General features: G+C 69.3%; 22 protein-coding genes. 7 read left to right on the top strand and 15 right to left on the bottom strand.

Features of this window, described 5'->3' with window-relative positions; genetic code table 11:
* Nucleotides 1-120 precede the first annotated feature (120 nt).
* Nucleotides 121-1,344, bottom strand: a complete 1,224-nt coding sequence (locus ACWIHT_RS17300) for an NYN domain-containing protein (protein ID WP_456168965.1) — start codon at nucleotides 1,342-1,344, stop codon at nucleotides 121-123.
* A 227-nt stretch (nucleotides 1,345-1,571) separates the two neighbouring features.
* Here ACWIHT_RS17300 and ACWIHT_RS17295 point away from each other — a divergent pair, with 227 nt between their 5' ends.
* On the top strand, nucleotides 1,572-1,736 hold the full coding sequence (locus ACWIHT_RS17295; RefSeq protein ID WP_019067731.1) for a hypothetical protein: 165 nt from the start codon (nucleotides 1,572-1,574) through the stop codon (nucleotides 1,734-1,736).
* An 83-nt stretch (nucleotides 1,737-1,819) separates the two neighbouring features.
* On the opposite strand, the gene dnaE is transcribed toward ACWIHT_RS17295, so the two are convergent.
* A complete protein-coding gene (dnaE, locus tag ACWIHT_RS17290) occupies nucleotides 1,820-5,359 on the bottom strand; it encodes a DNA polymerase III subunit alpha (RefSeq protein WP_456168964.1) in 3,540 nt (1,179 codons plus the stop codon).
* A gap of 187 nt (nucleotides 5,360-5,546) precedes the next feature.
* Here dnaE and ACWIHT_RS17285 point away from each other — a divergent pair, with 187 nt between their 5' ends.
* The 4 genes from ACWIHT_RS17285 to ACWIHT_RS17270 all read left to right on the top strand — a co-directional run bounded on the left by ACWIHT_RS17285 (nucleotide 5,547) and on the right by ACWIHT_RS17270 (nucleotide 10,293).
* Nucleotides 5,547-6,872, top strand: coding sequence for a DUF2252 domain-containing protein (locus tag ACWIHT_RS17285; protein WP_456168963.1), 1,326 nt, complete (start codon nucleotides 5,547-5,549; stop codon nucleotides 6,870-6,872).
* A 68-nt stretch (nucleotides 6,873-6,940) separates the two neighbouring features.
* Nucleotides 6,941-7,630: a hypothetical protein gene (locus ACWIHT_RS17280; protein ID WP_456168962.1), complete on the top strand. Its 690-nt coding sequence runs from the start codon at nucleotides 6,941-6,943 to the stop codon at nucleotides 7,628-7,630.
* 103 nt (nucleotides 7,631-7,733) lie between these two features.
* Nucleotides 7,734-8,552, top strand: coding sequence for a DsbA family protein (locus tag ACWIHT_RS17275; protein WP_456168961.1), 819 nt, complete (start codon nucleotides 7,734-7,736; stop codon nucleotides 8,550-8,552).
* Between the two features lie 79 nt (nucleotides 8,553-8,631).
* Nucleotides 8,632-10,293, top strand: a complete 1,662-nt coding sequence (locus ACWIHT_RS17270) for an alkaline phosphatase D family protein (RefSeq protein ID WP_456168960.1) — start codon at nucleotides 8,632-8,634, stop codon at nucleotides 10,291-10,293.
* Here the strand turns inward: ACWIHT_RS17270 and ACWIHT_RS17265 are convergent, their stop codons facing one another.
* On the bottom strand, nucleotides 10,294-10,863 hold the full coding sequence (locus tag ACWIHT_RS17265) for a dienelactone hydrolase family protein (RefSeq protein ID WP_456168959.1): 570 nt from the start codon (nucleotides 10,861-10,863) through the stop codon (nucleotides 10,294-10,296). It abuts the gene before it with no gap.
* 29 nt (nucleotides 10,864-10,892) lie between these two features.
* On the opposite strand from ACWIHT_RS17265, the gene ACWIHT_RS17260 reads away from it, so the two are divergent.
* On the top strand, nucleotides 10,893-12,005 hold the full coding sequence (locus tag ACWIHT_RS17260) for a mechanosensitive ion channel family protein (protein WP_456168958.1): 1,113 nt from the start codon (nucleotides 10,893-10,895) through the stop codon (nucleotides 12,003-12,005).
* 10 nt (nucleotides 12,006-12,015) lie between these two features.
* On the opposite strand, the gene ACWIHT_RS17255 is transcribed toward ACWIHT_RS17260, so the two are convergent.
* The 6 genes from ACWIHT_RS17255 to ACWIHT_RS17230 all read right to left on the bottom strand — a co-directional run bounded on the left by ACWIHT_RS17255 (nucleotide 12,016) and on the right by ACWIHT_RS17230 (nucleotide 17,729).
* Nucleotides 12,016-12,753, bottom strand: a complete 738-nt coding sequence (locus ACWIHT_RS17255) for an SDR family NAD(P)-dependent oxidoreductase (RefSeq protein ID WP_456168957.1) — start codon at nucleotides 12,751-12,753, stop codon at nucleotides 12,016-12,018.
* A 77-nt stretch (nucleotides 12,754-12,830) separates the two neighbouring features.
* The gene (locus ACWIHT_RS17250; protein ID WP_456168956.1) at nucleotides 12,831-14,417 is read right to left on the bottom strand and encodes a Na+/H+ antiporter; all 1,587 of its coding nucleotides are present in this window, start codon (nucleotides 14,415-14,417) and stop codon (nucleotides 12,831-12,833) included.
* Nucleotides 14,418-14,503: 86 nt separating this feature from the next.
* Complete coding sequence (locus ACWIHT_RS17245; RefSeq protein ID WP_456168955.1) at nucleotides 14,504-14,986, bottom strand: GNAT family N-acetyltransferase; 483 nt, start codon at nucleotides 14,984-14,986, stop codon at nucleotides 14,504-14,506.
* Nucleotides 14,983-15,927, bottom strand: coding sequence for an RluA family pseudouridine synthase (locus ACWIHT_RS17240; protein ID WP_026178396.1), 945 nt, complete (start codon nucleotides 15,925-15,927; stop codon nucleotides 14,983-14,985). The genes ACWIHT_RS17245 and ACWIHT_RS17240 overlap by 4 nt, the downstream gene beginning before the upstream one ends.
* Nucleotides 15,928-16,020: 93 nt before the next feature.
* A complete protein-coding gene (gene lspA, locus ACWIHT_RS17235) occupies nucleotides 16,021-16,596 on the bottom strand; it encodes a signal peptidase II (protein WP_456168954.1) in 576 nt (191 codons plus the stop codon).
* Nucleotides 16,597-16,697: 101 nt separating this feature from the next.
* Nucleotides 16,698-17,729 (bottom strand): TraR/DksA family transcriptional regulator, encoded by a 1,032-nt coding sequence (locus tag ACWIHT_RS17230; RefSeq protein WP_456168953.1) that lies wholly within the window; start codon nucleotides 17,727-17,729, stop codon nucleotides 16,698-16,700.
* 616 nt (nucleotides 17,730-18,345) lie between these two features.
* Here ACWIHT_RS17230 and ileS point away from each other — a divergent pair.
* Nucleotides 18,346-21,483, top strand: a complete 3,138-nt coding sequence (gene ileS / locus ACWIHT_RS17225) for an isoleucine--tRNA ligase (RefSeq protein ID WP_456168952.1) — start codon at nucleotides 18,346-18,348, stop codon at nucleotides 21,481-21,483.
* Nucleotides 21,484-21,668: 185 nt separating this feature from the next.
* Here the strand turns inward: ileS and ACWIHT_RS17220 are convergent, their stop codons facing one another.
* The 6 genes from ACWIHT_RS17220 to ftsZ all read right to left on the bottom strand — a co-directional run bounded on the left by ACWIHT_RS17220 (nucleotide 21,669) and on the right by ftsZ (nucleotide 26,745).
* A complete protein-coding gene (locus ACWIHT_RS17220; protein ID WP_456168951.1) occupies nucleotides 21,669-22,943 on the bottom strand; it encodes a DivIVA domain-containing protein in 1,275 nt (424 codons plus the stop codon).
* 52 nt (nucleotides 22,944-22,995) lie between these two features.
* Complete coding sequence (locus ACWIHT_RS17215) at nucleotides 22,996-23,286, bottom strand: YggT family protein (protein ID WP_019062316.1); 291 nt, start codon at nucleotides 23,284-23,286, stop codon at nucleotides 22,996-22,998.
* A gap of 50 nt (nucleotides 23,287-23,336) precedes the next feature.
* A complete protein-coding gene (locus ACWIHT_RS17210) occupies nucleotides 23,337-23,978 on the bottom strand; it encodes a cell division protein SepF (protein ID WP_026178397.1) in 642 nt (213 codons plus the stop codon).
* 128 nt (nucleotides 23,979-24,106) lie between these two features.
* Complete coding sequence (locus ACWIHT_RS17205) at nucleotides 24,107-24,826, bottom strand: YggS family pyridoxal phosphate-dependent enzyme (protein ID WP_456168950.1); 720 nt, start codon at nucleotides 24,824-24,826, stop codon at nucleotides 24,107-24,109.
* 6 nt (nucleotides 24,827-24,832) lie between these two features.
* Nucleotides 24,833-25,561, bottom strand: a complete 729-nt coding sequence (pgeF, locus tag ACWIHT_RS17200; RefSeq protein WP_456168949.1) for a peptidoglycan editing factor PgeF — start codon at nucleotides 25,559-25,561, stop codon at nucleotides 24,833-24,835.
* A complete protein-coding gene (ftsZ, locus tag ACWIHT_RS17195; protein ID WP_456168948.1) occupies nucleotides 25,558-26,745 on the bottom strand; it encodes a cell division protein FtsZ in 1,188 nt (395 codons plus the stop codon). Before ftsZ ends, pgeF begins: the two co-directional genes overlap by 4 nt.
* Nucleotides 26,746-26,799 lie beyond the last annotated feature (54 nt).

Genomic DNA, 26,799 nt, shown 5'->3' with positions numbered 1-26,799 from the left:
TCACCAGCGTGTCGAAGTGCCTGTCCCGCGCGCGTACTCACAAAGGACGAGAGTACGGGGTCCGCGGCCCCCGCCCGTTCGCGGGTGGGTCGAGAACCGCAAATACCCCGGTAAAGAGCGTCAATCCCCCGCGGGGGCGTGCTCGGCCGCCGTGCGGACGTCGATCTCGCGCCAGAACCCGGCCCGGATCGCGTACCTGTCGTGCTCGTCGATCTGGTCGTCCTTGTGGGCGAGGAGTCCGAAGCGGGCCGCGTAGCGGAGCAGTTCCCCGTCGATGCGGTGCGGGACGCGGGGGTACATCCCGGAGAGTTTCTGGAGGTGGGCGCCCTGGTCGCCGAGGCGGCCCATCCAGCGGCGGGCGAACACCTGTCCGACCTCGAAGGGGTCGCCGCCGACCGTGGTGATGTCCTCCTCGCGGTCGGCCCAGCGCTGCTCGGCGGTGGTCAGCTGCGCCAGCGTCGGCATCGAGGCGACCTCGGGCGGTTCGGTGGCGCCGCCCGGCCTGTCGACCCACCCTTTGTCGGAGGACCAGCGCAGGGTGGCGCTCGCGGGATGCGGCGCGGGCGCGGCGGCTCCCGGGGCCTTGAGGCTCGCCAGGTCCTTCGGGGTGGGCACGCCCTTGGGCGCGGGCACCCGCTCCTGTGTGCCGTTCTCCGAGCCTGCCTCGGCCGCCGCGTGCTCGCCGTCCTCGGCCACCCGCTCGCGCGTCGTGGGCGCGGACTCGGGCAGCGGCGCGGACAGGATCGCGGCGATCTCCGGCCGCGGCACGGGCTGCGGCGCACACACCCCGCCGAGGTCCTTCGCCCGTACGGCCTTGGTGATCCACGTCCGGTCGAGCACCCGCCGCTCGTCGGCCTCGGCGACCAGGTCCTCGGACTGGTTGTAGTCCCCGTCGGCGGCCTGCACGGCCCACAGGTGTACGGCGACGCCGTGCTCCTTGGCGGCCATCATGCCCGGCAGCAGGTCGCCGTCGCCGGTGACGAGGACGACGTCGGAGCAGGCGCGGTTGCGGGCCAGCTCGGTCAGTTCGGCGTGCATGGCGGCGTCGACGCCCTTCTGCGCCCAGCGGCCGTCGCTGCGGGTCAGGGCGCCGAGGCGGACGGTGACCCGGGGCATCACGCGCAGCCTGCGGTGCTCGGGCTGCGGGACGCGGTCGGGGGCGCCGTCGAACCAGTAGATGCGGAGCAGGGGCCGTTCCGTGTCGGACTCGGCTCGCTCGCGCAAACCCTGGATGAGGGCGGCGTGATCGACGGTGATACGGGAACGCGAGGGCTCTCCGGCGAGGAGACTGGCGGCTGCCCCCAGCAGATACCCGGCGTCCACCAGGACGATGCAGCGGTCCACGCGACTCACCCTCTTCCCGGTCGGTTTTGCTTCGGGCTCGCTTCGAGTCTGCCCGACCGCACTGGGGTTAACGGCCCGAAACTCGATCTTCGGCGTGGCGTTTCGGCGCTTCCGTCTCGCACCAACCATGTCACACACGGTAATTATCCGAAATGCGTTCTTCGTCAGCCTATGTGAATCTGGTCGCGGTCCCGGCCCCTAGTTCCCCCCTCAGGAGGCAGATCACCATGGCCAAGAACAAGCATCGTGACCGTAAGCAGCCCCAGTCCGAGCGCGCCCAGGAGCAGGCCACGTCGTCCTCGATGGAGGCACAGGCCGAACAGCGGATATCCCAGGCGACGCCGAGCGACATGGCCCGCAAGGGCAAGCAGAAGCGCTTCGGCCACAACTGAGGCCTGTGACAAGAGTTGTTGAATGACTGAGGGGCGCGTCCGTTGGCGGACGCGCCCCTCAGTCACTTCTGCAAGTCCCTTGCTCAGCCCGCCAGGCAGGCCGGGCCGAGCAGCACCTTGAGGTCGCCGAACAGGGCCGGGTCGGGCTTCACCCGGTGCCGGTCCAGGCGCAGCACGGTGGTCTTGGTCGGGCCCTGGAGCCTGATGCGGACCTCACTGTCGCCGCGGTGGTGGCTGAGGATCTCACCGAGCCTGCTCACCATCGGCGGGGTGACCCTGGTCGCCGGGATGGTGAGGATCACCGGTGCGTTGGTGCCCACGTTCGACACGTCCGGGACCTGCATCTCCATCGCGACCAGGCGGGGCACGTCCTCGCGCTTGTCGAGGCGGCCCTTGACGAACACGATGGTGTCCTCGACGAGTTGGGTCGAGATGAGCTGGTAGGTCGCCGGGAAGAACATGCACTCGATGGAGCCCGCGAGGTCCTCGACGGTGGCGATCGCCCAGGCGTTGCCCTGCTTGGTCATCTTGCGCTGGAGGCCCGAGATGATGCCGCCGATGGTGACGACCGCGCCGTCCGCGTGCTCACCTCCGGTGAGCTGGGCGATGCCCGCGTCGGCCTTGTCGGACAGCACGTGCTCCAGGCCGAACAGCGGGTGGTCGGAGACGTAGAGACCGAGCATCTCCCGCTCCTGGGCGAGGAGATAGGTCTTCTCCCACTCGTCGGTGGTGAACTCCACGTCGAGTCCGAAGCCGGGCTCACTGGTGTCCTCGTCGCCCATGCCGCCGAAGAGGTCGAACTGCCCCTCGGCCTCCTTGCGCTTGACCGCCACCACGTTGTCGATCATCGGCTCGAAGTGCGCGGTGAGGCCCTTGCGGGTGTGCCCGAGGGTGTCGAACGCCCCTGCCTTGATGAGGGATTCGGTGGTGCGCTTGTTGCAGGCGGCGGCCTCGACCTTGTCGAGGTAGTCGGGGAAGGAGCCGTACTTCCCCTTCGCCTTGCGGGACCTGATGATCGAATCGACCACGTTCGTGCCGACGTTGCGCACGGCCTCCAGGCCGAAGAGGATCACGTCGTCGCCCTGGGCGGCGAAGTTGTGCACCGACTCGTTGACGTTCGGCGGGAGCACCTTGATCTTCATGCGGCGGCACTCGTTCAGGTAGATCGCGGACTTGTCCTTGTCGTCCTTGACCGAGGTGAGCAGCGCCGCCATGTACTCGGCCGGGTAGTTGGCCTTGAGGTAGGCGGTCCAGTACGAGACCAGGCCGTACGCGGCGGAGTGCGCCTTGTTGAACGCGTAGCCGGCGAAGGGGACCAGGACGTCCCACAGGCCCTGGATCGCCTCGTCGCTGTAGCCGTTCTTCCGGGCGCCCGCCTGGTAGATGGTGAAGTTCTTCGCCAGTTCCTCGGGCTTCTTCTTGCCCATCACGCGGCGCAGGATGTCGGCCTCGCCGAGCGAGTACCCGGCGACGATCTGGGCGGCCTTCTGCACCTGCTCCTGGTACACGATCAGGCCGTAGGTCACCGCGAGGACCTCTTCGAGAGGCTCCTCCAGCTCCTTGTGGATCGGGGTGATCTCCTGGCGCTTGTTCTTGCGCTCGGCGTAGTTGATGTGCGAGTTCATGCCCATCGGGCCGGGGCGGTACAGGGCCGAGACGGCGGAGATGTCCTCGAAGTTGTCGGGCTGCATCTGGCGCAGCAGCGAACGCATCGGGCCGCCGTCGAACTGGAACACGCCCAACGTGTCGCCGCGGCACAGCAGTTCGTACGTCGCCGGGTCGTCCAGCGGGAGGGCGAGCATCTCCAGGTCGATGCCCTTGTTGGACTTCACCATCTTCACGGCGTCGTCCATGATCGTGAGGTTGCGCAGCCCCAGGAAGTCCATCTTGATCAGGCCGAGCGACTCGCACTGCGGGTAGTCCCACTGTGTGATGGTCACGCCGTCCGTGTGCCGCACCCAGATCGGGGCGTGGTCGACGATGGGCTCGCTGGACATGATGACGCCGGCCGCGTGCACACCCATCTGCCGGACCAGGCCCTCGACGCCCTTGGCGGTGTCGATGACCTTCTTGACGTCCGGCTCGTTCTCGTACATCCCGCGGATCTCGCCCGCCTCGCCGTAGCGCGGGTGCTTCGGGTCGGTGATGCCGGAGAGGTCGATGCCCTTGCCGAGGACGTCGGCGGGCATCGCCTTGGTGAGGCGGTCGCCCATCGCGTACGGGTAGCCCAGCACGCGCGCGGAATCCTTGATCGCGTTCTTGGCCTTGATCTTGCCGTAGGTGCCGATCATGGCGACCTTGTCGGCGCCGTACTTCTCGGTCACGTACCGGATCACCTCGACGCGCCGGCGCTCGTCGAAGTCGATGTCGACATCGGGCATGGAGACGCGCTCGGGGTTGAGGAACCGCTCGAAGATCAGGCCGTGCGGGATCGGGTCGAGGTCGGTGATGCCCATGGCGTACGCGACGATCGAACCGGCCGCGGAACCACGCCCTGGACCGACCGCGATGCCGTTGTTCTTCGCCCACATGATGAAGTCGGCGACTACAAGGAAGTAGCCGGGGAAGCCCATCTGGATGATGACGTCCAGCTCGTAGTCGACCTGCTTCTGGCGGTCGTCGGGGACGCCGCCCGGGAAGCGACGCTCCATGCCGAGGCGCACCTCCTCCTTGAACCAGGTGACCTCGGTGTAGCCGTCCGGGATGTCGAATTTCGGCATGAGGTTCTTGGCCTCGAACATGCCGGTGGTGTCGATCTGTTCGGCGACCAGGAGGGTGTTGCGGCAGCCCTCCTGCCAGGCGTCCGAGGAGTCCACGGCGTACATCTCGTCGGTGGACTTCAGGTAGTAGCCGGTGCCGTCGAACCGGAAGCGGTCCGGGTCGGAGAGGTTCTTGCCGGTCTGGATGCAGAGCAGGGCGTCGTGCGCCACGGACTCGTGCGCGTACGTGTAGTGCGAGTCGTTCGTCACCAGGGGCGGGATGCCGAGCTTCTTGCCGATGTCCAACAGGCCGTCACGGACCCGGCGTTCGATCTCGATGCCGTGGTCCATCAGCTCCAGGAAGTAGCGGTCCTTGCCGAAGATGTCCTGGTACTCGGCCGCCGCCTTGAGGGCCTCTTCCTCCTGCCCGAGGCGCAGCCGGGTCTGGAGTTCGCCCGAGGGGCAGCCGGTGGAGGCGATGAGCCCCTCGGACCACTGGGAGATGGTCTCCTTGTCCATGCGCGGCCACTTCTGGAGCCAGCCCTCGGCGTACGCGTCCGAGGACAGCTTGAAGAGGTTGTGCAGGCCCGTCTTGTTCGCCGCCCAGATCGTCTTGTGGGTGTAACCACCGGAACCGGACACGTCGTCGCGCTTCTGGTGCGGCTGGCCCCACTGGATCTTGCGCTTGTTGCGCCGGGACTCGGGGGCGACGTACGCCTCGATGCCGATGATCGGCGTGACCCCGGCTTTCTTCGCGGTATGGAAGAAGTCGTAGGCCCCGTGGAGATTGCCGTGGTCGGACATCGCGATATGGGTCATGCCCATCTCGTTGCACGCGTTGAACATGTCCTTGAGCCGCGCGGCACCGTCCAGCAGCGAGTACTGGGTGTGGACGTGCAGGTGCGTGAACGGCGGCTTTGACACGGCTTGGCCTCCAGGGATAACAGGGGAAACGATCGACGAAGAGCAGCGGACGGTCTGGGGGGACGAGACCGAATCCTATGCCTCGCCACTGACACAAGCGGGGCACTCCCACGTACCTTCGAGCGTTGGAAGGTGACGACAGACCCGTCACATGTCACGCACCACCCGTACCAGGAGGCACAGAGCGATGTCGGTTCCGCAGCTCAACGACGAGCACCGCGGCGAGGAGATCCTCGCCGTCTTCGACACCGCCTTCGGCGAGCTCCTGGCCGCCGACCCGGCCGCGTTCCGCGTGAAGTTCCGGAAGATGGCGGCCTCCGCCTTCGCCTTCTACCGGGGCACGGCGGCCCTCTTCTACCACGATCTCGACGCGGAGAAGCGGGGCGGCCCGTACCTGGACGACCGCACCTCGCGCGTGTGGATCCACGGCGACCTGCACGCCGAGAACTTCGGCACGTACATGGACTCCAACGGCCGCCTGGTCTTCAACGTGAACGACTTCGACGAGGCCTACGTCGGCCCGTTCACGTGGGACCTGAAGCGCTTCGCGGGGTCCATCGCGCTCCTCGGGTACGCGAAGGCGCTCAGTGACGAGCAGATCACCGAGCTGGTGAAGATCTACGCGGGCGCCTACCGCGAGCGGGTGCACGCGCTGGCGACCGGCGCGAAGAGCGACGAGGTGCCGCCGTTCACCCTGGACACCGCCGACGGCCCGCTCCTGGGCGCGCTGCGCACCGCCCGCTCGCTGACCCGCTTCGAGCTGCTGGACTCGATGACGGAGATCCGCGACTACGAACGCCGGTTCGCTTCGGGCGGCGGCTCCATCGAGCTGGACGCGGCCACCCGCTACAAGGTCCTCGCGGCCTTCGACGGCTACCTGGAGACGCTCCCGGATTCCTCCCTGGACCGCCCGGACTCGTACCGCGTGAAGGACGTCGTCGGCCGCCGCGGCATCGGCATCGGCTCGGCGGGGCTGCCGTCGTACAACATCCTTCTTGAGGGCAACAGCGACGCCCTGGAGAACGACGTGGTGATCTACATCAAGCAGGCGCAGACGCCGGCCGTCTCCCGGCACATCACGGACGCGGCGATCCGGGACTACTTCCAGCACGAGGGCCACCGCACGGTGATCTCGCAGCGGGCCCTCCAGGCGCACGCGGACCCGTGGCTGGGCTGGACCGAGCTGGACGGTTCGGGACAGCTGGTCGCCGAGGTGTCGCCGTACGCGGTGGACCTGGACTGGAGCGACATCGACGACCCGGAGGAGATCGCCGCCGTCGTCGCCGACCTCGGGCGGGCCACGGCCACCATGCACGCGGCGGCCGACGACCAGTCCGGCGAGTCCCTGGTGCCGTTCTCCACCGAGCGCGCCATCGACGCGGCGATCGCGGCCGACGAGGACGGCTTCGCGGGCGTCCTGGTCGACTTCGCGCACGACTACGGCACGCGCGCGCGTGCCGACCACCAGATTTTCGTCGACCTGTTCCGCAACGGCCGGATTCCGGGTCTGTAACCATCCGTACGCTCACAGGAACCCTTTAGGGGTCCCCTACCGGAGCACATGACAGACTCACCCACGCTATGGACATATCCGGGATCCAGCTCAGGGCCGTACGCGCGGCGCTGTTCACGGCACTGGTCGTGACGCTCAGCACCGCGTCGCACGTGCTGCTGTCCCGGGTCCCCCTTCCGTTCGGCACGGTGGCCGTCATCGCGGCCACCGTGTTCGTCCTCGCGTACGCGCTGGCGGGCCGCGAGCGCGGCTTCGGCCGGATCGCCGCCCTCCTGATCCCGCTGGAACTGGCCGCCGACACGGTGTTCACCACCGGCCAGCACGCCTGTTACGGCAGGGCGGGCGGCCCGGTCGCCGGACCGCTGCGCGCGGTCGGCCTGGACGTGCTGTGCAGCGGCGGCAGCGTGGGCACCCCGCTGGCCCGGATGACCGACGATCCCCAGCAGGCGGCGGCGCTGCTCGCGCACACCGACGCCACCGCCGCCTGGCTGCTGCTCGGCGCGCACATCGGTGTGGGGCTGCTGGCCGCCGCGTATCTGCGCCGCGGCGAGCGCGCGCTGACCGAACTGCTGCGCGCGGCCACGGCGATGGGCTTCCGCCCGCTGCTCCTGGCCGTCGCGGCGGTGAACGCCCGGCGCACCTCACCGGTCCGCCGGCTGCCGCGCACCACGCACCGTACGGCCACCGCCCGTGAGCGGCTGCTGGTGCACTCCCTGGGACGGCGTGGACCGCCGTGCTCGGTCCTCCTCGCGGCCTGAACAGGCCCGCGCACCGCACCTGAGCACCTCCAGTAGTCCCGAGCAGTCCCCCCATACGTATTCCGCGCACACCCTGTGCGCGTCCCTGATGGAGATCACCACCATGAGCAAGCGGAACAGCGCGGCGGCCAAGACGCAGGCCCGTGAGCGGCTGCGCGCCGAGCGCGAGCGCCAGGCCAAGCGCGCGAAGGTCAAGCGGCAGCTCATAGTCGCCGGTTCGGTCGTCGGCGTCCTCGCGATAGCCGGCGGCATCGGCTACGCCGTCGTGCAGAACAACAAGCCCAGTTACTGGGAGGGCCTGAAGGACGCCAAGGTGACCGCCCCGGCGAACACTTCGGGCACCAAGGGCACGACGGTCGTCATCGGCAAGTCGACGGCCAAGAAGACCCTCAAGGAGTACGAGGACCCGCGCTGCCCCGTCTGCGCCCAGTTCGAGCAGACCGTCGGCTCGACCGTCATCAAGGACATCGACGACGGCAAGTTCAAGATCCAGTACATCGGTGGCACGTTCATCGACAACAAGGACAACGGCGTCGGCTCCAAAAACGCGCTGAGCGCCCTGGGCGCCGCGCTGAACGTCAGCCCCACCGCGTTCCTGGAGTACAAGTCGGCGCTGTACTCGACGAAGTACCACCCGGACGAGACGACCGACAAGTTCAAGGACGACAGCTACCTCATCAAGGTCGCCGACACGGTCTCCGCGCTGAAGGGCAACACGAAGTTCCAGACCGCGGTCAAGAAGGGCACCTACGACGCCTGGGCGATGGCCATGTCGAAGACCTTCGACACCAACAAGGACGGCGTGACGGGCACCCCGAGCTTCGTCATGGACGGCAAGATGCTGACCGCCGACACCGCGGGCAACGCGCCCATGACGGTAGCTGACTTCACCAGGGTGGTGGACGCGGCCCTGAAGGGCTGAGTCAACGGCCGGTGGAAGAGCGGGCGAACTTTACGAGTTCGCCCGCTCTTGTTAATACCGGTCAGTAACCTGGTCGCTCGTGACCAGTCGATACAGAGCACCCGAGAGCGTCAACTCGCCCTCCCCGCGCCGCCGTACGGTCGTCAAGGCCGCTGCCGCCACCGCCGTGCTGGCCGGCCCGCTCGTCGCCGCGCTGCCCGCCGGGGCCGCGACCGAGACCCCCGCCTTCCTCCATGGGGTCGCCTCCGGGGACCCGCTCCCGGACGGCGTCCTGCTGTGGACCCGAGTGACACCCACCGCCGAGGCGGTCCCGGGTTCCGGGCTCGGCCCGGACACCGAGGTGAGCTGGACCGTCGCCACCGACAAGGCGTTCACCACCATCGTCTCCAGGGGCTCGCTCACCGCGACCGCCGCCTCCGACCACACCGTCAAGGCCGACATCCGCGGGCTGGCCCCGGCCACCGACTACTGGTTCCGCTTCTCGGCCGGCGGCACCGACTCCCCGGCGGCGCGCACCCGCACCGCGCCGGCGGCGGACGCCACTGTGTCCGGCCTCCGCTTCGGCGTCGTCACCTGCGCCAACTGGGAGGCGGGCTACTTCTCCTCGTACCGCCACCTCGCGAACCGCAACGACCTCGACGCGTGGCTGCACCTAGGCGACTACATCTACGAGTACAAGTCCGGCGAGTACGGGACGCGCGGCACGGTCGTACGGCCGCACGCGCCGCTGAACGAGATCATCACGCTCGCCGACTACCGCACCCGGCACGGCAAGTACAAGACCGACCCCGACCTCCAGGCGCTGCACGGCAAGGCGCCGGTCATCGCGATCTGGGACGACCACGAGTTCGCGGACAACGCCTGGTCGGGCGGCGCGGTCAACCACACCGAGGGCGCCGAGGGGACCTGGACGGCCCGTCAAGCGGCCGCGAAACAGGCCTACTTCGAGTGGATGCCGGTCCGTCCCGCGATCGCGGGCACCACCTACCGCCGCCTCCGTTTCGGCAAGTTGGCGGACCTCTCCCTCCTCGACCTGCGCTCCTTCCGCTCCCAGCAGGCGAGTTCGGGCAGCGGTGCGGTCGACGACCCGGACCGTACGATCACGGGTCGCGCCCAACTCGACTGGCTGAAGGCCGGGTTGAAGGCGTCGGACACCAAGTGGCGGCTGGTCGGCAACTCGGTGATGATCGCGCCGTTCGTCATCGGCTCGCTCACCGCCGACCTGCTCAAACCGCTCGCCAAGCTGCTGGACCTGCCGCAGGACGGCATCGGGATCAACACCGACCAGTGGGACGGCTACACCGACGACCGCCGTGAACTCCTCGCCCATCTGCGCTCGAACGCGATCGGCAACACGGTCTTCCTCACCGGCGACATCCACATGTCCTGGGCCAACGACGTGCCCGTGGACGCCGGTACGTACCCGCTGTCGGCATCCGCGGCAACGGAGTTCGTGATCACCTCGGTGACCTCCGACAACCTCGACGACCTGGTGAAGGTGCCCGAGGGCACGGTCTCCGCGCTGGCCGCCCCGCTCATCCAGCTCGCCAACCGGCACGTCCACTGGGTCGACACGGACCGCCACGGCTACGGCGTCCTCGACATCACCGCCGACCGCGCGCAGATGGACTACTACGTCCTGTCCGACCGCACCTCGCCCACCGCGACCTCGTCCTGGGAACGGTCGTACCGCACGCGCAGCGGCACGCAGAAGGTGGAGCGGACGTACGACCCCGTATAGCTACAGGCTGTCGAGGAAGCCGAAGGCCACCCGCCAGGTGGCCTCGGCGGCCTCCTCGTCGTAGTCGGGCAGGCCGGGGTCGGTGTACAGGTGACCGGCTCCGGCGTACCGGTAGATCTCCACATCCGCACCGGCCTTGCCCATCTGGAGATACCAGGAGCTGAGCCAGTCGTCGGTCTCGAACTGGTCCGGCTCGGCGACATGCAGCTGGACCGGGAGGTCGTCGACGGAGGCGGTGGCCGCGATGTCCGAGGTGCCGTGCAGAAGCAGCAGCCCGCGGGCCTTCTCGTCGCCGAGGGCGAGGGTCTGGGCGACGGAGGCACCGAGCGAGAACCCGGCGTAGACGAGCCCGCGCTCGGAGTAGGGAGCGGCGGCCAGCACGGCCCGCTTCAGCAACTCGTCCTTGCCGATCCCGTCGTTGAAGGCCATGCCCTCCTCGACCGTCTCGAACGTATGCCCCTCGAAGAGGTCCGGCGTCCACACCTCGTGGCCCGCGGCGCGCAGCCGGTCGGCGGCCTCGCGCACCGCCGGGCGGAGTCCGTACGTCGAGTGGAAGAGCATGATGTTCATGAAGCCATCGTGCCAGTACGGTCGGACACATGGAGAACGTACTGCGCCCGCTGATCGTCATCGGCGGTTCCGTGGTCCTCACGCTGCTCATCGGCTGGGTCACCGACCTACTGCTGCGCAAGGCGGACGCCCGCCACGACGACACCACGCTCTGGGGCCTGCTGCGCCGAGGCCGAGTCCCCTACCAACTACTGCTCTGCGCGGCCTTCCTCAGAGGCTCCTACGACCAGGCGCAACTCCTTGAGGAACACCGGATCGGCATCGGCCAGACCCTGACCCTGGTACTGATCGGCGCCACCGCCTGGCTGATGATCCGGGTCGCGGCGGCGATCGTGGAGTCGTCGTACGCGCGCTACGCCCGCGCCTCCCGCGACGCGGCCCGGGTCCGCCGGGTCCGGACCCAGGTGACGCTGATCACGCGGGTGGTGGCCGCGATCGTCGGGGTGGTGGCGGTGGCCGCGATGCTGCTCACCTTCCCCGCGATGCGCGCGGCCGGCGCCTCGCTGCTGGCCTCGGCGGGCGTCCTGGGCATCGTCGCCGGTGTCGCCGCGCAGTCCACGCTCGCCAACCTCTTCGCGGGACTCCAGATCGCCTTCGGTGACATGGTCCGCATCGGCGACACCGTGGTGGTCGACGGCGAGTGGGGCACGGTCGAGGAGATCACCCTGACCTTCCTCACGGTACGGACCTGGGACGAACGCCGGATCACCATGCCGGTGTCGTACTTCACGTCCAAGCCGTTCGAGAACTGGTCGCGCGGCACCCCGCAGATGACCGGCATCGTCTACTTCCAGGTCGACCACTCGGCCCCGGTCGACGCGATGCGCGAGCAGCTCCGCGAGATCCTGCGCGCCTGCCCCGAGTGGGACGGCCGCAGCTACGGCCTGGTCGTCACCGACACCACCCCCAACACCATGGAGGTACGGGCCCTGGTCACGGCGAAGGACGCGGACGACATCTGGACGGTACGGGTCACGGTCCGCGAACAGATGATCCGCTGGCTGTACGTGGAGCACCCGTACGCCCTCCCCCGCGTCAACACGGCGGACGCGGCACCGGTGCCGGGCGAGGACACGTCGCCCAACGGGGGTGCGGGGCGGTCGGCTCATGAGCCGCCGGGGGCGGGGCGCCTCAACACCTGAGTCGGCCCCCTCAACGCCCCCGCTCAGCCCCGCCGTTGACCTGGATCACCTGCGAAGTGACATGCCCCGCGGCCGACGAGGCGAGCCAGTGCAGGGTCGCGGCGATATCCCCAGGTGTCCCGGCCCGTCCGGTCGACGTGTCGCGGATCATCCGCTCCCGCCGGGCCTCCGCGATCTCCGGCCCGAAGAACTCCGTGTCCTCGACATACCCGGGCGCGACCACGTTCACGGTGATACCGCGCGGCCCCAGATCCCGGGCCAGATCATGGGCGTACGGATGCAGCGCGGCCTTGGCCGCGCCGTACGCCCCGCTCCCCGACCCCCGGTACGCGGCGATGGAGCTGACGAACAGCACCCGCCCGCCCGGCTCCGCGAGCCGCGGCCTGAGCGCCTCGGTGAGGAGCGCGGCGCTGAGGGTGTTGCCGCGGAAGTTGACGGTCCAGTCGTGCGCGACGGCGTCCAGCGCGTCGCCGCCGCTCGCGGGTTCCAACGTCCCGTTGCCACCCGCGCTGTGCACCAACACGTCCACCGTGCCGAACTCCTCGGCCACGAACCGCGCGACCCCGCGCACCACTTCGGGCTCACTGAGATCCCCGGCGTACGTCAGCGCCCCCGGCACCCCGGCCTTCTCCAGCACCTCACGCCGCCGCCCCAGCAGCAACACCTGATCCCCGCCGGCCACGAAGGCATGCGCCGCGGCGAGCCCAATTCCCGTACCCCCACCACTGATTACTACGTTTCGAGCCATGGCGCGAGCTTACAAAGGAAACCGGGAAGTCCTCTCCCGCATTTACACAACTGCCATGCCATGCGTGTACACGAGGCTCACCTCAAACTGCGCACATCGAGATGCCGAAGCACCCGGTCCACGATCTCCGGATCCGCCCCTGGCTCGCTCCGCGCCGCCAGCACCTCGTGCCGGGCCGCGCTCATCATCTCCGACTGGATCCGCCGCATCCGCTTCACCCGCTGCACCCGCTTCTCGTACGCCTCCCGCCGCTCCCCGTCCCCCACCTCGGGAGAGATCCGCACCCCGATGTCGAACGCCCGCCGCAGCAACTGCTCGGACACCTCCTCGGGCAGCTCCTCCACGTCCTCGATCTCCCGCAGCCGCCGCTTCGCGGCCTTCGCCGCCCGTACCGCGAGTTCCTTCTCGAAGGCCTTCTCGCTGTCGGTGTCGGCCCGCACCCCGAGCCGCTTCACCAGCCACGGCAGCGTGAGCCCCTGGAGCACCAGCGTCGCCATGATCACGCCGAACGCGATGAACACGATCTCGTCCCGGTCGGGGAACGCCGACCCGTCGTCCATGGTCAGCGGAATCGCCAGCGCCAGCGCGACCGACGCCACGCCACGCATCCCGGCCCACCACATGATCACGGTCTCCCGCCAGGACGTCGGGATCTCCTCGTCGTAGTCCCGCTTGGCGTGCAGCCGTTTGGTCAGCCAGGTCGCCGGCAGCAACCACGCCAGCCGTACGACCACGACGACCCCGACGATCGCGGCGGCCCAGCCGAGCATCTCGCCCCAGCGTCCGGACGCCGTACGGATCGCGTTGTGCAGTTCGAGCCCGATCAGCCCGAAGGCGACCCCGGTGACCAGCGTGTCCACCACGTCCCACACCGTGGCCCCGGCGAGCCGGGTCAGCACGTCGTCGGCGCCGAGCGAGTACTCGGCGAGGAACAGCGCGGTGGTGAGCACCGCGAGCACACCGGAACCGTGCAGTTCGTCGGCCAGGACGTACGAGGCGTACGGCACCAGGAGGGTCAGCCCGATCTGGAGGGTGGCGTCGTCGAGGACCGACATCAACTTGTTCGCGGCCCAGCCGAGAGCAAGGCCGATCGCTACGGCGACGACGGCGGACAGTACGAAGTCGAGCCCCGCGCGCCAGGGGTTGAACGATCCGCTCACGGCCGCGGCGATCGCCACGTGGTAGAGCACGATGGCCGTGACGTCGTTGAAGAGGCCCTCGCCCTCCAGGATCGACACCAGCCGCCGCGGCAGCCCGAGTTGGCCGGCTACGGCGGTCGCGGCGACCGGGTCGGGCGGCGCCACCAGCGCCCCGAGCGCGATGGCCGCGGCGATCGGCAGCCCCGGCACGATCGCACTCGCGACGAAGGCCACGGCGAGAGTGGTGACGAAGACGAGCGCGACGGCGAGCAGGAAGATGGGCCGGATGTTGGCGGTGAACTGCCGCCAGGAGGTGCGCCGTACGGCCGCGTACAGCAGCGGTGGCAGCAGCAGGGGCAGGATCAGCTCGGGCGGGACGTTCACGTTCGGCACGAAGTCGGCCACCGCGAGGACTATCCCGAGGAGCGTCATGAGCACCGGCGCCGGCAGACCGAACCGGTCCCCCAGCGGGACGCTCACCACGGCCCCGAGCAACAGGACGAAAAGCAGGGCCAATTGATCCACGGTCAGGGCTCCGGCGGGATCTCGACGTTCACACAGCGGACGCCCCAGCCTGCCACGCCGCCCACCAGACCAGCTCTTTCGACGCCCTACGGTTGGTGAAGTGCGCGCCGCATCGCCCGGTGCGAGATGCCCGCGTCCGGGAACTCCGGGCCGTACGCCTCGTAACCGAGCCGTTCGTAGAACCCCAGCGCGTGCGTCTGGGCGTGCAGGTCGACCGCGGCCAGCCCACGCGCGCGTGCCGCGTCCTCGACGGCCCGCACCAGCGCGACCCCGACCCCGAGCCCCCGCGCCTCCTTGGCGACGGCCAGCCGCCCCAGGGAACCCACGGCGAGATCACCACCGGTCTTCTCGGCGGCCACCTCGCCGTACAGCAACCGCCCGGTGCCCAACGGCAGCCCGTCCTCCCGCACGGCGAGCACATGTGTCGCTACGAAGTCGTACACGTCGTACTCAAGCTCCTGGGGCACGCCCTGCTCGACGACGAAGACCTCCTTGCGCACCGCGAAGCAGGCCTCGCGGTCGGCCGGGTCCTCGGCGACGCGCACCACGTAGGAGGGCGTCGGACTCATGCGTACGTCTCCTCGCGCACCAGGTCCAGGGCCTGCTGGAGGTCGTCCGGGTAGCCGCTCTCGAACTCGACCCACTGGCCGTCGGCGGGGTGCTCGAAGCCGAGCCGTACGGCGTGCAGCCACTGGCGGGTCAGGCGCAGCCGCTTGGCGAGCGTCGGGTCGGCGCCGTACGTCAGGTCGCCGACGCACGGGTGCCGGTGGGCTGCCATGTGCACGCGGATCTGGTGGGTGCGGCCGGTCTCCAGCTTCACATCGAGCAGGGAGGCCGCGCGGAACGCCTCGATGAGGTCGTAGTGCGTGACCGACGGCTTGCCCTCGGCGGTGACCGCCCACTTGTAGTCGTGGTTCGGGTGGCGGCCGATGGGGGCGTCGATGGTGCCGCTGGTCGGGTCGGGGTGGCCCTGGACCAGCGTGTGGTAGCGCTTGTCGACCGTGCGCTCCTTGAACTGGCGCTTCAGCGAGGTGTACGCCCGCTCCGACTTGGCGACCACCATCAGGCCGGAGGTACCCACGTCCAGGCGGTGCACGATGCCCTGGCGCTCGGCGGCACCGGAGGTGGAGATGCGGTACCCGGCGGCGGCGAGCCCGCCGATGACCGTCGTGCCGGTCCAGCCGGGGCTGGGGTGGGCGGCGACGCCGACCGGCTTCACGATCACGATCACATCGTCGTCGTCGTAGACGATCTCCATGCCCTCGACCGGCTCGGCGACGATCTGCACGGGCGCGGGCGCCTGCGGCATCTCGACTTCGAGCCAGGCCCCGCCGTGCACGCGCTCGGACTTCCCGACCACCGAGCCGTCGACCGTGACCTTCCCCGCCGAGGCCAGCTCGGCGGCCTTCGTACGGGAGAAACCGAACATCCGGGAGATGGCGGCGTCGACACGCTCGCCCTCCAGGCCGTCGGGCACGGGCAGGTTTCGGATCTCGGGAACTGTGCTCACTCGGTCGAGTATGCCGGACGGGTCCGACACCGCCTTACCTGAGCCCGTGCGCGCAGGCCTCGTGGACCTGTGCTCAGCCGTCGTGACCCGCGCTCAGTCCTTGTGGACCGTGCCGTCCGGGTCGAGGCCGCGGAAGGAGAGCAGCACGATCAGGATGCCGCCGCAGACGATCGCCGAGTCGGCGAGGTTGAAGACGGCGAAGCCCTTGGGCGCGATGAAGTCGACGACCTCGCCCTGGAAGATGCCGGGCGAACGGAAGATCCGGTCGGTGAGGTTGCCGAGCGCGCCGCCCAGCAGCAGCCCCAGCGCGATCGCCCAGGGGAGGCTGTAGAGCTTGCGGGCCAGCCGCGCGATCACCACGATCACGGCGGCGGCGATCATCGTGAAGATGACCGTGAAGGCCGCGCCGAACCCGAAGGCCGCCCCGGGGTTGCGGATCGCGTGGAACTCCAGCCAGTCCCCGAAGACCTCGATCGGCGCGTGGTGCTCCAGCTTCGCCACCACGAGCAGTTTGCTGACCAGGTCGAGGGTGTACGCGAACGCGGCCACCGCGAACAGCACGGCGATCCGGCGCTTTCCCCTGGGGCGCGCGGTCTCGCCCCGCTCCGGGTCGGCCCCCGCCGCCTCTGGGGTATCCGGCGTACCGATGATGCGCTCCGCCTCTGCCACGTGAGTCCCTCGAACCTAGGTACCTGACTGAGGAAGAGGGTACGGCACACCTCTCGGCACCCTCTGTACCGGCGTTCAGTACCGGCGCTTGGTACCGGCGTTCAGTACCGGCGTTCCTGCTTCTGCTTGCACTCGACGCACAGGGTGGCCCGCGGGAAGGCCTGCATGCGCGCCTTGCCGATCGGGTTGCCGCAGTTCTCGCACAGGCCGTAGGTGCCCGCGTCCAGTTTCCCGAGGGCGCGCTCGGTCTGGATCAGCATCTCGCGCGCGTTGGCGGCGAGCGCCATCTCGCTCTCCCGCGTGATGTTCTTGGTGCCGGTGTCGGCCTGGTCGTCGCCGGCACCGTCCCCGGAGTCCCGCATCAGACCGGCCAGCGCCCGCTCGGTGGACGTGATCTCCTCGCTCAGCCGCTCGGCGTCGGCCAGCAGCTCGGTGCGGGCCTCCTCGACCTCCTGAGGCGTCCAGGGGTCCTCGCCCGGGCGGACCGCCAGCTCGCCCGGCCCGGCCGCCGCGGCGAGCCGCGCCTTGGGAACGGGTGTCTTCGCCGCCGTGGCCGTACCAGGAGTCTTCTTCGCAACCACCGTCGTGGCTCCCGTCTGCTCCGCGGCCCGCGCCGCGCCCGCCGTTGCCTTCTTGGCCGCACTCTTCGTGCGCTTCGCGCTGTTCGTCGTCGTCCTGGCGGTCGCCGCCGACTCGGCCGTCGACTTCGCGACCGCCTTCTTCGCGACCGCCTTCTTCACGGTCGGCTTCTTCACGGCCGACTTCGTGGTCGTCCTGGTCGCGGTGCCCTTCGGGGACTCGTTCAGGGCGACGGCCGCCTTCGGGGCCGCCGTCTTCTTCACCGCCGCCTTTTTCGATGCCGTCTTCGTCGGAGCCGTCTTCTTCGCGTCCACAGCCGTCGCCTTCGCGGCCGTTCTCTTCACCGTCGTCTTCTTCGAACCGGTTCCCTTCTCGGAACCGGTCGCCCGCTCGGAACCGGCCGCCCTCTCGGAACCGGCCGCCCTCTCCGAAGCGGTCGCTTTCTCCGAGGCGGTCGTCTTCCTCGAACCGGTCGCCTTCTCCGAAGAAGCCGCCTTCGTAGCGACCGCCTTCCTCGCCGCGGTCTTCTTCGTTGCGGTCTTCTTCGCCACCATGGCCGCGGCCCCTTCACATTTTGTGATCACGCACGCGAATCGTGGTGGGACGATAAATCGACTTGAGTCCCGCGGCAACGGGGCACGCCGCCCGATTCGTCCACCCTTCCGGCCCCGCGCGGCGAGCCTTCAAGCGTTGTGCCCAGCTCCCCGCCGGGTAATCCGCCGAGCTCGGCACCCTGGACCTCGAACGCGCGTTCAGCGCCATTCGAGTCATACGACGGGCCGGGAAGCCTCCGCGCGAAGCACCCGCCGAGGCCCCCGCAAAACCGGTCGGCCGCTGTCGGCGCGGGCCCGTACACTGGGCGGAGCGAGAAGCGTGGATGGGGACGAGTAGCGGCGTACGCAGCCCAGAGCGACCCGGGGACGGTGGAAGCCCGGGGGCCGGCGCGACGTGAAGATCACCCCGGAGCCGCCGGAAGAAAGCCGCAGCCGACCGGCCGTGGCGAGTAGACCCGGTATCGCGACCCCAATGAGGGGGCTCACTGGTGCGCAGGGTGCACCGGGGAGCCAAGGAGGGTGGTACCGCGGGAGCGCGCCGCACACGGCGTACGGAAAGTCGTAGCTCTCGTCCCTCCGGACGGAAGGCAGAAAGTCCGCCGGAGGAAGCTCGCTGATGACAACGCCGACGTACCGCCAGGTGCCCGCCCAGGTCGACCTGCCCGCGCTGGAGCACGCCGTGCTCGACTTCTGGCGCGAGCAGAAGATCTTCGCCAAGACCCTGGACCAGTCCGAGGGGCGCCCCGAGTGGGTGTTCTACGAGGGCCCGCCCACTGCCAACGGCATGCCGGGCGCCCACCACATCGAGGCGCGCGTCTTCAAGGACGTCTTCCCCCGCTTCCGGACCATGCGCGGCTACCACGTGGGCCGCAAGGCCGGCTGGGACTGCCACGGCCTCCCGGTGGAGCTGGCGGTCGAGAAGGAGCTGGGCTTCACCGACAAGCAGGACATCGAGGCGTACGGCATCGCCGAGTTCAACGACAAGTGCCGCGCCTCCGTGACCCGGCACACCGACGCCTTCACCGAGCTGACGACCCGCATGGGGTACTGGGTCGACCTCGACGACGCCTACCGGACCATGGACCCGGAGTACATCGAGTCGGTCTGGTGGTCGCTCAAGGAGATCTTCAACAAGGGCCTGCTGGTCCAGGACTACCGCGTCGCCCCCTGGTGCCCGCGCGACCAGACGGGCCTCTCGGACCACGAGCTGGCGCAGGGCTACGAGACGGTCGTCGACCCCTCCGTGTACGTCCGTTTCCCGCTCACCTCCGGTCCGCTGGCCGGCCGCGCCGCGCTCCTGGTCTGGACGACGACGCCCTGGACGCTGGTGTCCAACACGGCCGTCGCCGCCCACCCCGGGGTCACCTACGTCGTCGCGACGAACGGCGAGGAGCAGCTCGTCGTCGCCGAGCCGCTGCTCGCCAAGGCCCTCGGCGAGGGCTGGGAGACCACCGGTGAGACCTTCACCGGCACAGAGATGGAGCGCTGGACGTATCAACGTCCGTTCGAGCTGGTTGAGTTCCCGGAACCCGCCCACTACGTGGTGAACGCAGAGTACGTGACGACCGAGGACGGTACGGGTCTGGTCCACCAGTCCCCCGCCTTCGGCGAGGAGGACCTCAAGGTCTGCCGCGCGTACGGCCTGCCGGTCGTGAACCCGGTCCGTCCGAACGGCACGTTCGCCGAGGACGTCCCGCTCGTGGGCGGTGTCTTCTTCAAGAAGGCCGACGAAAAGCTCACCGAGGACCTGAAGGACCGCGGTCTGCTCTTCAAGCACGTGCCGTACGAGCACAGTTACCCGCACTGCTGGCGCTGCCACACCGCGCTCCTGTACTACGCGCAGCCCTCCTGGTACATCCGCACCACGGCCGTCAAGGACCGCCTCCTCCAGGAGAACGAGAACACCAACTGGTTCCCGGACACCGTCAAGCACGGCCGGTACGGCGACTGGCTGAACAACAACATCGACTGGGCGCTGTCCCGCAGCCGCTACTGGGGCACCCCGCTGCCGATCTGGCGCTGCGCGGACGACCACCTCACGGTCGTGGGCTCCCGCGCGGAGCTGACCGAGCTGACCGGCACCGACCAGTCGGAGCTGGACCCGCACCGCCCGTTCATCGACGCGGTCACCTTCGCCTGCCCCCAGTGCGGCGAAACGGCCACGCGCGTGCCCGAGGTCATCGACGCCTGGTACGACTCGGGTTCGATGCCGTTCGCGCAGTGGGGCTACCCGTACAAGAACAAGGAGATGTTCGAGTCCCGCTACCCGGCGCAGTTCATCTCCGAGGCGATCGACCAGACCCGCGGCTGGTTCTACACGCTGATGGCGATCGGCACCCTGGTCTTCGACAAGTCGTCGTACGAGAACGTGGTGTGCCTCGGCCACATCCTCGCCGAGGACGGCCGCAAGATGTCCAAGCACCTGGGCAACATCCTGCAGCCGATCCCGCTGATGGACCAGCACGGCGCGGACGCGGTGCGGTGGTTCATGGCGGCGGGCGGTTCCCCGTGGGCGGCCCGCCGGGTGGGTCACGGCACCATCCAGGAGGTCGTCCGCAAGACGCTCCTGACGTACTGGAACACGGTCGCCTTCCAGGCCCTGTACGCGCGCACGTCCGACTGGGCGCCGAGCGCGGCGGACCCGGCCCCGGCCGACCGCCCGGTCCTGGACCGCTGGCTGCTCTCCGAACTCCACGCGCTCACCGACCAGGTGACGCAGGCTCTGGAGGCGTACGACACCCAGCGCGCCGGCAAGCTCCTGTCGGCGTTCGTCGACGACCTCTCCAACTGGTACGTCCGCCGCTCCCGGCGCCGCTTCTGGCAGGGCGACAAGGCCGCGCTGCGCACCCTGCACGAGGTCGTCGAGACGGTCACCAAGCTGATGGCCCCGCTGACCCCGTTCATCACCGAGCGGGTCTGGCAGGACCTGATCGTCCCGGTGACCCCGGGCGCCCCCGAGTCGGTCCACCTGTCCTCGTGGCCGGAGGCGGACCTGTCCGTCATCGACCCGGAGCTGTCGAAGCAGATGGTCCTCGTACGGCGTCTGGTGGAGCTGGGCCGGGCCACGCGCGCGGAGTCGGGCGTCAAGACGCGCCAGCCGCTGTCCCGCGCGCTGATCGCGGCGACGGGCTTCGCCGCCCTGGACCGCGAACTGCACGCGCAGATCACGGAGGAGCTGAACGTCGAGGGGCTCGCCTCGCTGAGCGAGGTCGGCGGCTCGCTGGTCGACACGACCGCGAAGGCCAACTTCCGCGCGCTGGGCAAGCGGTTCGGCAAGCGCGTCCAGGATGTGGCGAAGGCCGTCGCGAACGCCGACGCGGCTGCCCTGTCGCTCGCCCTGCGCGAGGGCACGGCGACCGTCGAGGTGGACGGCGAGACCATCACGCTGGCTCCGGATGAGGTGATCATCACAGAGACCCCGCGCGAGGGCTGGTCCGTGGCGTCCGACTCGGGTGCGACGGTCGCGCTCGACCTGGAGATCACGGAGGAGCTGCGGCAGGCGGGCCTGGCCCGTGACGCGATCCGGCTGATCCAGGAGGCCCGCAAGAACAGCGGCCTGGACGTGGCCGACCGGATCGCGCTGCGCTGGACGTCGACGGACCCTGAGGTCATCTCGGCGTTGGCCGAGCACGCGGCGCTGATCGCCGACGAGGTGTTGGCGACGGACTTCGCCCAGGGCGAGGCGGACGACGCGTACGGTGTGCCGTTCACGGATGAAGGTCTGTCGCTGGTGTTCCGCCTCCGTAAGGCGTAAGCACCACTGGTGTGAAGAAGGGCCCGGTCTCCATGGAGGAGGCTGGGCCCTTCTCATTGCCTCGGGTCGGACCGGAGCCGTGCGCGGTTCCCCGCGCCCCCAAGGAACAAGGGCGGGGCCCCCGGAAGATTCCGGGGGCCCCGCCCTTTGAACGCTGCCGACGCCTGAGGCGTACTACAGGCCGGTCAGTTGTCGTCCTCGTCGATCAGGAAGCCGCGCATCGGCGAGGGAGCCTGGCCCATCGGGGAGGGGCCCTGCGGCCGTACCGGAGCCATCGGCTGGGTCATGGCCGGGGACATCTGCTGCTGGCCGCCGTAGGACGGACCGGCCGGAGCCGGGCCACCTCCCATGCCGCCCATGCCACCCATACCCTGCGGGCCGCCGTACGACGGGGCACTCGCGCCGGCCGGGGCCATCGAGGGCGCCGGGGACGGCGGAAGCGACGCGGCGGCCGGAGCACGCGGCGGAGCCAGCGAGTCGTCGGCCTGGGTCTCCAACTGGCGCAGCTGGGACTCCAGGTAGGACTTCAGACGCGTGCGGTACTCGCGCTCGAAGCCGCGCAGGTCCTCGACCTTGCGCTCCAGCGTGGCGCGGGCGGACTCCAGGGAGCCCATCGCGACGCGGTGCTTCTCCTGCGCGTCCCGCTCCAGGGCGTCGGCCTTGGCACGGGCGTCGCGCTCAAGACCCTCGGCGCGCGAACGGGCCTCGCCAACGATCTTGTTGGCCTCGGAACGCGCCTCGGCGATCGCCTGGTCGGCGGTCTGCTGGGCCAGCGAGAGGACACGGGCGGCGCTGTCGCCACCGGGGCCCTGCTGCGGCATGCCGCCGCCCATCGGTCCGCCCATGCCCATCTGCTGCTGCATGGGGGGCTGGCCCATCTGACCCTGCATCGGGCCCTGGCCCATCTGCTGCATCTGGCCCTGCATGGGGCCCTGGCCCATCTGACCCTGGCCCATCTGGCCCTGCATCGGACCCTGACCCATGGGGCCCTGTCCCATCGGACCCTGGCCCTGCGGGCCACCCTGGCCGGGGCCGGGCGGCAGCTGCGGGGCACCGCTCGGCAGCTGGGGCGGGCCGCCCATGGGGCCGCCCATCTGCTGCTGCGGCGGGCCCGATATGCCGGCGGGCACCGGGGCGCCCGGACCGCGCATGCCCTGCTGCGGCATGCCCTGTTGCGGCATGCCTTGCGGGGGCATGCCCTGCTGGGGCATCCCCTGTTGCTGCATGCCGCCCTGCTGCTGGTCCTGTTCGGGGGGCTTGCGCATGTTCTGCTGGTTCTGCGCAGCGGCGCGCGTGGCCGCGGCCAGCTTGGCGCGCAGGTCCTCGTTCTCGCGCAGCAGGCGCGTCAGTTCGGCTTCGACCTCGTCGAGGAAGGCATCGACCTCGTCCTCGTCATAGCCTTCTCGGAGGCGGACGGTCGTGAACTGCTTGTTCCGCACGTCCTCGGGGGTCAACGGCATCTCTTCACCTCAACGTAGTCATCGGCAGTCGGCAAGACCGTATCGTCCACTGTCACCTCGCGAGATTGCCCACGATAGAGATCAAGATGTAGACGATGATCATCAGGACGAAGAAGGACAGGTCGAGCGCCACGCCCCCGAGACGCAACGGCGGGATGAACCGCCGCAGAAGCTTCAACGGTGGATCGGTGACAGTGTAGGCGGCCTCCAGAACGACCACCATCGCCTTGCCGGGTTGCCATGAGCGGGCGAACTGGAAGACGTAGTCCATGACCAACCGGAAGATGAGCACGATGAGGAACACCATCAGCGCGATGTAGATCACCTGCGCGAACACGCTCATGGTCTGTCTTTCCCTCTCCCCTGTTCCGTGCTTCCTAGCGGCTGTCTGTCTCAGCTCTGATTGAAGAACCCGCCCTCTGCGATGCGGGCCTTGTCCTCCGCCGTGACATCGACGTTAGCAGGCGACAACAGGAACACCTTCTGCGTCACCCGCTCGATGCTGCCGTGAAGACCAAACACCAAACCGGCCGCAAAGTCGACAAGTCGCTTGGCGTCTGTGTCATCCATCTCAGTCAGATTCATGATCACCGGGGTGCCTTCACGGAAGTGTTCCCCGATGGTACGGGCCTCGTTGTAGGTCCGGGGGTGAAGTGTGGTGATCCGGTAAGGCTCTCGTTCCGACACGACCTTGGGCATGATCACCGGTGCGTTCTTCTCCAGGGACTGGCGTTCTTGTGTGATGGATGCCACGGGCGCGATGCGCGCCGGACGCCCTGATTCCGCACCCAGTGAAGCGGAATGGGACACCGGGTCGCGAGGGGCCGGAGGCTGCACCACTCGTACCGGTTCGTCCCTTTGGGACTGATGTGAACTGTGTGCCTGGTGCGACGGCTCGTGCCGTCGACGGTCCCGCTCGGGCTCCGGGTCCAGTTCGGGTTCGAAGTCGTCGTCGGGGTCGAAACCCCGGCCGTCGTACCCATCGTCCTCCACGAGGCCGAGGTAGACCGCCATCTTGCGCATCGCGCCGGCCATTCTCTGAGTCCTCCGCTCTGTGGTGGATCGGCTGACGACTGCCAAGTGCCCGCGATCCACGAGGTCGTTGTGCCCGCCTGCGGCGGCAATGACCATATTTTCTGCTGTGGTCCGACTTCCTGGCGACGTTACCCGAGCCTGGGGCGGACGCCGAGTACCGCAGTGCCGACGCGTACATGTGTCGCTCCGGCTGCCACGGCCTGTTCGAGGTCCGCACTCATCCCTGCCGACACCATGTTCGCAGCCGGATGGGCTCGGCGCAGGTCAGTCGACAAATCCATCAACCGCCCGAACGCCTCCTGTTGGCGTCCCGCGTACTCCCCGGTGAGCGGAGCGACGGTCATCAGACCGTCGAGCCGCAGCCCCGGGGAGCCGGCCACCAGGTCGGCCAACTCCGCGATGCCGCCCGGTCCGACGCCACCGCGCTCGCCCCGCCCGCTCACTCCCGCGTCCAGCGCGACCTGGATGAGACAGCCCAGTTCGCGCCCGGAGCGCTCGGTCTCCTTCGACAGTGCGGTCACGAGCCGGGCCCGGTCGACCGACTGCACGACATCGGCGTAACCGGCCACGGATCGCACCTTGTTGGTCTGCAACTGACCGACGAAGTGCCAACTCAGCGGCAGATCCGCGCATTCGGACGCCTTCGGGGCCGCGTCCTGGTCCCGGTTCTCGGCGACATGACGCACACCGAGTTCGGCCAACGTCCGTACGTCGCTCGCCGGATAGGTCTTGGTGACCACGATCAGGGTCACCTCTTCGCGCTTCCGCCCGGCCGCGGCACAGGCGGCGGTGATGCGCTCCTCGACTTTCGCCAGATTTACGGCGAGTTCGTCCCTACGGTCCGTCATGTCCCGTCAGTCCAACCACACATAGCTCGCGAACCGCCCGGTGACGCGGTCGCGGCGGTACGAGAAGTGGTCGCCCGATTCACGGGTGCACACCGGCGACCGCTCCCGGTCGCGCACCCCGAGCCGGTCGAGTTGCGCGTGCGCTCCGGCGGTCACGTCGACCGCGGGAGTGCCCCAACTCGTCTCGGCGTACGCCGCCGGTTCCACGGCGGCGACATCGGCGCGCATGTCCGCGGGCACTTCGTAGCACCGGCCGCAGACGGCGGGTCCGGTGCGGGCGACGATCCGGGCGGGATCAGCGCCGAGTTCCGTCATGGCCCGTACGACGGCGGGTACGACCCCTGCCACCATGCCCGGGCGTCCGGCGTGGGCCGCGCCCGCGATCCCGGCGACCGGGTCGGCGAGCAGGACCGGCGTGCAGTCGGCGGTCAGGACCGCGAGGGCGAGTCCGCGCCGGGCGGTGACGAGCGCGTCCACGGAGGGGATGTCGGCGGCGCCCCGGGGACCGTCGACGACCGCCACGTCCGTGCCGTGCACCTGGTTCATCCAGACCACCAGCGCCGGGTCCAAGTCGAGTGACTTGGCGGCCAGTTCGCGATTGGCACGGACCGCGTCGGGTTCGTCGCCGACCGCGTCGCCGAGGTTGAGCTCCTCGTACGGAACGGCGCTCACCCCGCCCCACCTGTCGGTGAAGGCGAAGTGCGCGCCGCTCACGGTGTCGAACTGTCCTATCACTTCAGGAAGTCCGGTACGTCCAGCTCCTCGGCCGCGCTGTCCGAGTAGGTCCGCGACGGCGGGACCGGCGGGGCGATCGGAAGGTCGGCGACCGGCTCCTGGGCGGGCTCCGGCTCCTCCTTGGGCTTGACGCTGCCGAGCGAGCCGAAGGACGGACGGCTCTCCTGCCGTACCGGAGTCGGCTCGTCGCGGCGGGCCGAGGACGAGCCCATGGTCGTCTCGCGGCGGGTCGGCGGCTGGCCGCCGTCGAAGCCGGCCGCGATGACCGTGACCCGGACCTCGTCGCCCAGGGCGTCGTCGATGACCGCGCCGAAGATGATGTTGGCCTCGGGGTGGGCGGCCTCGCTGACCAGTTGGGCCGCTTCGTTGATCTCGAACAGGCCGAGGTCGGAGCCGCCGGAGATGGAGAGCAGGACGCCGCGGGCGCCGTCGATGGAGGCTTCGAGGAGCGGCGAGGAGATCGCCATCTCGGCCGCCGCCACCGCGCGGTCGTCGCCGCGGGCCGAGCCGATGCCCATGAGGGCCGAACCGGCCTCGGACATCACGGACTTGACGTCGGCGAAGTCGAGGTTGATCAGGCCGGGCGTGGTGATGAGATCGGTGATGCCCTGGACGCCGGAGAGCAGGACCTGGTCCGCCGACTTGAAGGCGTCGAGGACCGAGACCTGGCGATCCGAGATGGACAGCAGGCGGTCGTTCGGGATGACGATGAGGGTGTCGACCTCTTCGCGGAGTTCGGCGATGCCGTCCTCCGCCTGGTTGGCCCGGCGCCGTCCCTCGAAGGTGAAGGGGCGGGTGACCACGCCGATGGTCAACGCGCCCAGGGAGCGGGCGATGTTGGCCACGACGGGGGCGCCGCCGGTGCCGGTGCCGCCGCCCTCGCCGGCCGTCACGAAGACCATGTCGGCCCCCTTGAGGACCTCCTCGATCTCCTCGCGGTGATCCTCGGCGGCCTTGCGACCGACGGCCGGGTTGGCGCCGGCGCCGAGTCCGCGGGTGAGTTCGCGTCCGACGTCGAGTTTGACGTCGGCGTCGCTCATCAACAGCGCCTGCGCGTCGGTGTTGATGGCGATGAACTCGACGCCCTTGAGACCGACCTCGATCATCCGGTTGATGGCATTGACACCACCGCCGCCGACACCGATGACCTTGATGACTGCGAGGTAGTTCTGCGGTGCTGCCACGTCGAAGGCCTCTCGCCTCGAATTACGTCGCCGTCTCCGTGCGGTTCCCGCGCG

This window comes from Streptomyces sp. NPDC002276 (assembly GCF_053891435.1).
This window is presented reverse-complemented; position numbering and strand designations above follow the sequence as displayed.